This is a genomic window from Mycobacterium sp. TH-M25 (assembly GCF_057473665.1).
The window spans coordinates 1-5662 of the sequence record NZ_JBYCLA010000162.1 but is presented as its reverse complement, the minus strand read 5'-3'; the positions used below and the strand labels follow the sequence as shown (position 1 = coordinate 5662).

The following is a 5662-nucleotide window of genomic DNA, read 5'->3' as shown; positions in this document are numbered from 1 at the left end:
TCCCCGCCTCGACCAGCGCTCTGACCGACCCTTCGGTGCTGGTGGCCGGACCGAGAGTACAGACGATCTTTCCGCGTCTTGCCACGAAAATCAGCATAGTCGCGCAAGCTGACCATCTCGCGTCAGCTCCGCTTCGGGCAGCGGGCTAACCGGTGAGCAACGTCGGAACCAAGGGGAATCCGGGCAGGTTGCGGACCACTGTCCAGGCGACAAGTGTGATCATCACCGCTGCAGCCGCCGGGAGTGTCAACGGCACTTTCCCGCTGCGGCGGCGCAGCAGCACCCATCCGGCCAGCGCTGGGAGGCCGATCAGAAACAACACGTTGTCGTTCATCGCCGCGGCGAGATCACCGTGCAGCACATCATGGACCATCCGTAGTGTGCCGCATCCGGGGCAGTTCAACCCGGTGAGCAAGTGGAACGGACAGACCGGAAAGATCGAGTCCGGCTGATGCGGGTCGACCAGGCTGATGTAGCCCAGCGCGCCCGCCACCAGCGCGCCGAACACGGCATACCGACGCGGCGGACCCCAGCGTGCGGCTGGGCCAGACATCAGTCTTCGTCCGGCTTCGCTTCGGTCGACTGCGGCTCGTCGGCCTCGGACTCGTCAGACGAGGGTTCCCCTTCGCTGCCTTCTGCAGGCGTGCCGTCCCCGGCGGCATCGGCATCCTCGGTGGGCCCGGCGAGTTGCGCATCGTCGGCCGCGTCGCCGGGCGCCTCCGGCCGCTCGACCTCGACCTCAGGCGGGTCGACCTCAGCCGCTTCCGCCTCCGCGACGACGGGCTCGGGGCTGTCGGCCTCGGTTTCGTTGTCGGCAGCGAGCACCGGCAGGGTCAGCTCGGGTGAATCGACCGGGCTGGTCTCAGGATTGGACTCGTCGATGGAGTCCGGCTCCAGCAATTCGGCAGCCGATCCGCTGAGCGTCGCTGGATCCTCGCGGCCCTTGGGCGCCAGGATCACATACACCACCGCGCCGATGAGCACGAAGGTCGACGTGAAGGAGTTGATCCGGATGCCGGCGATGTGGGTGGCCGTGTCGTCACGCAGCAACTCAACCCAGAACCGGCCGACGCAGTACAGCCCGACATAGGCGGCGAACAACCGGCCGTGCCCGATCGTGAAGCGTCGGTCGATGACGATCAGAATCGCGAAAACCAACAGGTTCCAGAGCAATTCGTACAGAAAGGTCGGTTGGACGACCATCGCGAGCTGCCCGGTTGACATCCCGTCAAGGGAATGCACATCGACGAACCCGGCCGGATCGCGGCGGTAGAAGATTTCCAGGCCCCACGGCATCGTGGTCTCGCGGCCGTAGAGCTCTTGGTTGAAATAATTCCCGAGGCGTCCAATCGCCTGCGCGAGAACGATGCCCGGCGCGATCGCGTCGCCGAAGGCCGGCAGCGGAATGTCCCGGCGTCGGCAGGCAATCCACGCACCGACCCCGCCCAGCGCGACAGCGCCCCAGATTCCCAGGCCGCCGTCCCAGATGCGCAGCGCAGCAACCGGGCCCGCACCACCGGCTCCGAAATACGTCCGCCAGTCGGTGGCCAGGTGATACAACCGGCCACCGACAAGCCCGAACGGAACGGCCCACAACGCGATGTCGTAGATCACCCCGCGCTCTCCGCCGCGAGCCTCCCAGCGACGGTCGCCGATCAGCAGCGCCGCGATGATTCCGGCGATGATGCACAACGCATAGGCGCGGATCGGGATCGGACCCAGATGCCACACTCCCTGCGGCGGGCTGGGGATGTAGGCGAGGACGGTCGTGGTCACGGGGTCGAAATCCTCTGGCGGACACCGGCAGCGAGTTCTTCACTCAGTGCACGCATCGCGGCCACGCTCTCGGCGAGCGCGGAGACCAGCGCCGAACCCACGATGACACCGTCGGCGTAGCCGGCGATCTCGGCGGCCTGGTCGCGCGACCGAACACCCAGTCCGACTCCGACGGCGATATCAGAAATCTCTTTGACCCTGCCGACCAACTCCGGAGCGGCGTTCGACACCACGTCGCGGGCTCCGGTCACCCCCATCGTCGAAGCGGCATAGACGAATCCGCGCGACGCGGCGACGGTGTCCGCCAGGCGCTGAGGTGTCGAGGACGGGGCGACCAGGAAGATGCGATCGAGGTGATGCCGCTCGGCGGCTGCAAGCCAGCTATCGGCCTCGTCGGGGATCAGGTCCGGCGTGATCAACCCGTACCCCCCCGCCGCGGACAGGTCGCGGGCGAAAGCATCAACCCCGTACCGCAGCACCGGGTTCCAGTACGTCATGACAACGGCACGCCCCCCCGCCGCACTGATCGCCTCGACGGCGGCCAAGGTGTCGCGCACCCGTACGCCAGCGCGCAGCGCAACCTCCGCGGCGTTGGCGATCACCGGGCCGTCCATGCCGGGGTCCGAGTAGGGAACGCCGACTTCGATGAGGTCGCAGCCTGATTCGGTCAACGCCTGCATGGCATCTATCGACGTCGGGACGTCGGGATATCCGGTCGGCAGATAGCCGATCAGCGCCGCCCGGTGTTCGGCGCGGCACGTCCTGAAAAGTGCTTGCAGGCGGCTCGTTTCACTCTGCTCGACGGTCATGGTTTCGGGTCCAGCAACCCGAACCACTGCGCGGCGGCTTCCACATCTTTGTCTCCGCGTCCGGAAAGATTCACGACAATGATGGCGCCGCTGCCCATCGCAAGGCCCAACTGGAGCGCGCCGGCGATGGCGTGTGCCGATTCGATCGCCGGGATGATGCCTTCGGTCCGGCACAGCAGCCGAAACGCCTCCATCGCCTCGGTGTCGGTGATCGGACGGTATTCGGCTCGCCCACTGTCCTTCAGCCAGGCATGCTCGGGACCCACACCGGGATAATCCAGGCCCGCCGAGATCGAGTGCGACTCGATGGTCTGCCCATCCTCGTCTTGCAGCAGGAACGAGAACGATCCCTGGAATGCGCCGGGCGAACCGCCGGCGAATGTTGCGGCATGGCGGCCGGTTTCGACACCGTCGCCGGCAGCCTCGTAACCAACCAGTCGGACTCCGGGATCGTCGAGAAAGGCATGAAAGATGCCGATCGCGTTGGATCCCCCGCCCACGCAGGCGGTGACGGCGTCGGGCAGACGCCCGGCTTGATCCTTGATCTGCACCCGCGTTTCCAGCCCGATCACCCGCTGGAAGTCGCGCACCATCATCGGAAACGGGTGCGGCCCAGCCGCGGTGCCGAAGCAGTAGTAGGTGTTGTCGGCGTTGGTCACCCAGTCGCGGAACGCGTCGTTGATGGCGTCTTTGAGAGTTTTCGATCCGGACTCGACCGACACGACCTCGGCGCCCAGCAGGCGCATCCGGGCGACGTTGAGCGCCTGGCGGGCGGTGTCGACGGCGCCCATGTAGATCACGCAGTCCAGCCCGAGCAGCGCGCACGCGGTGGCGGTGGCCACCCCGTGCTGGCCGGCACCGGTTTCGGCGATCACTCGGGTCTTACCCATCTGACGAGCCAGCAAGGCCTGCCCGAGCACGTTGTTGATCTTGTGAGAACCGGTGTGGTTCAGGTCTTCTCGCTTGAGGAAGATGCGCGCCCCGCCGGCGCGCTCACTGAGCCGGGTCGCCTCATACAGCGGCGACGGCCGACCCGTGTAGTGGGTTTGCAAACGGTCGAGCTCATCGAGGTAGGCCTGATCGGTGCGCACCTTCTCGTAGGCGGCGGTGACGTCCTCGATGACCGCCATCAATGCCTCGGCGACAAAGCGGCCACCGTAGACACCGAAATGACCACGAGCGTCGGGATCGTGCTGGGTGGGTTCAGCGACCGCGGCGCTGGAACGCGGAAGGTCCGAGTGCAAGATGTCTGCCATCACAAACGCTCAACGACTAAGCGGCGCATCGGATTCGAGTGGGTTAGCGGGCCGGCTTGGGACACGACGGATGCTTACCTGCGGTGACCAGGTCGGCGACGGCCGCGCGGGGATCGCCGCTGGTGACCAGGCCCTCCCCGACCAGCACCGCGTCCGCGCCGGCACCGGCGTAAGCCAGCAGGTCAGCCCGGCCTCGCACACCCGATTCGGCGATCCGGATGATGTCCGACGGGAGGCCGGGCGCGATGCGCGCAAAGCAATCCCGGTCGACCCGCAGGGTCCGTAGGTCACGGGCGTTGACGCCGATAACCCGAGCACCCGCTTTCAGCGCCCGGTCGGCTTCGCCTTCGGTGTGCACTTCGACCAGCGCTGTCATACCCAGCGATTCAGTGCGCTCCAGCATCGACTCCAGCGCCGGCTGGTCCAGCGCGGCGACAATCAGCAGCAGCATGTCGGCACCGTGCGCGCGAGCCTCGTGGATTTGGTAGGGACCCACCACAAAGTCTTTGCGCAACACGGGAACTGACACCGCGGCGCGTACCGAGTCGAGGTCGGCGAGGCTGCCACGGAAGCGGCGCTCTTCGGTCAGCACGCTGATGATACGGGCGCCGCCGTCTTCATAGGCACACGCGAGGGCGGCTGGGTCGGCGATTGAAGCAAGCTCGCCCGCCGACGGGCTGGCCCGCTTCACTTCGGCGATGACACCGATACCGGCCTCGCGCAACGCCGCCATCACATCACGCGGTGGCGGGGCAGCTTCGGCTTTGGCCTTGATCTCTGGCATGCCCACGACCGCTTCACGAGCGGCAACGTCGACGCGGACTCCCTCGATGATGGAGTCGAGCACGCTTGCCGAACTCATGCTGTCGGTTCCTCTCCCCGGCCGCTGTCCGATGGTTGACGGCGTCGTTCGAGGGTAGCGAGCGCCACGGTGGCGTCCGTCACCGACCCTCGGTCGCAGGTTCAGGGCCTGGATCGTCGGCAGGGTCGGTCGGGTCACGACCGTCGTCGAGTTCGTCCCACATCGAACGTTCCGACAGTGCCTCGTCATCGTGACGTGCCGCGGACCGGCGCGCCGCGGGCGCCAGATATTTCGTGGCGGTGCGCCCGGCCGAGGCGGCTGCGCGCATTAGCAGGGCGGCTGCGACCAGGATGCCGACCGCGGCCACCAGGACGATCACCGGACCCGGGTAGTGACGCTGGCTGCCGACCAGCTCCAGCAACGGAACGTGCGACAGTTCGGCGCCCCGGGCGGCCATGTCGGGAGTCTCCAGCGTGCCGATCGCCAAATATCCCGTTGCCAGGCTGGCCAGAGCCACCAGCACCGCGAGCGCCCGCAGCGCCCATCCACGCACCGCGAGCGCCGCCAGCGCGGTGGCCAGCAGCAGCAACGCCAGCGGTAGCAGGGCCGACGACCATCCCGCCCCGGACAGTGCGACCCGCTTCGGGGGGCCCAAACCGTCGAATGCGTTCAGCTCGACCCACGTCAGCCGCGAGGCCGCCCACAGACCGGCGGCCGAAGACACCAGCAGAACCTGTGCCGCCCGCAGGACTTGTCGACCAACGGGGCCGGGCTGGGCGTCAGCCATTGGGGCCGCTCAGGGTCTCCGCGGCGGCGATCGCGTTGAGCACTGCCCGCGCCTTGTTGCGCGCTTCGGTGTATTCGTAAGGCCCGTTGGAGTCAGCCACCACCCCGCCGCCGGCCTGCACGTAGGCGGTGCCGTCGCGCATCAACGCGGTCCGGATCGCGATGGCGAAGTCGGCGTTCCCGGCGAAGTCGAGGTAGCCGAGCACGCCGCCGTAAAGACCGCGCCGGGTTTT

The 5662-nt window shown here is 67.4% G+C and carries 7 protein-coding genes and 1 pseudogene; all 8 read right to left on the bottom strand.

Annotated features, from left to right (window positions below):
• A partial coding sequence (locus tag AC2VOU_RS05455) for a hypothetical protein (protein ID WP_486956446.1) occupies positions 1 to 85 on the bottom strand: 85 nt, incomplete at its 3' end.
• Positions 86 to 145: 60 nt separating this feature from the next.
• A complete protein-coding gene (locus AC2VOU_RS05450; protein ID WP_486956445.1) occupies positions 146 to 553 on the bottom strand; it encodes a DUF2752 domain-containing protein in 408 nt (135 codons plus the stop codon).
• A gap of 5 nt (positions 554 to 558) precedes the next feature.
• Positions 559 to 1776: pseudogene (gene lgt / locus AC2VOU_RS05445) on the bottom strand (prolipoprotein diacylglyceryl transferase); the annotation flags it as partial.
• A complete protein-coding gene (trpA, locus tag AC2VOU_RS05440) occupies positions 1773 to 2585 on the bottom strand; it encodes a tryptophan synthase subunit alpha (RefSeq protein ID WP_486956444.1) in 813 nt (270 codons plus the stop codon). The pseudogene lgt and the gene trpA, both read right to left, overlap by 4 nt.
• The gene (gene trpB, locus AC2VOU_RS05435) at positions 2582 to 3841 is read right to left on the bottom strand and encodes a tryptophan synthase subunit beta (RefSeq protein ID WP_486956443.1); all 1260 of its coding nucleotides are present in this window, start codon (positions 3839 to 3841) and stop codon (positions 2582 to 2584) included. Before trpB ends, trpA begins: the two co-directional genes overlap by 4 nt.
• A 43-nt stretch (positions 3842 to 3884) precedes the next feature.
• Complete coding sequence (trpC, locus tag AC2VOU_RS05430; protein ID WP_486938073.1) at positions 3885 to 4703, bottom strand: indole-3-glycerol phosphate synthase TrpC; 819 nt, start codon at positions 4701 to 4703, stop codon at positions 3885 to 3887.
• Between the two features lie 79 nt (positions 4704 to 4782).
• On the bottom strand, positions 4783 to 5430 hold the full coding sequence (locus AC2VOU_RS05425; protein WP_486956442.1) for a TIGR02234 family membrane protein: 648 nt from the start codon (positions 5428 to 5430) through the stop codon (positions 4783 to 4785).
• Positions 5423 to 5662 (bottom strand): chorismate-binding protein (locus tag AC2VOU_RS05420; protein ID WP_486956441.1); only part of this gene is annotated, 240 nt, incomplete at its 5' end. The genes AC2VOU_RS05420 and AC2VOU_RS05425, both read right to left, overlap by 8 nt.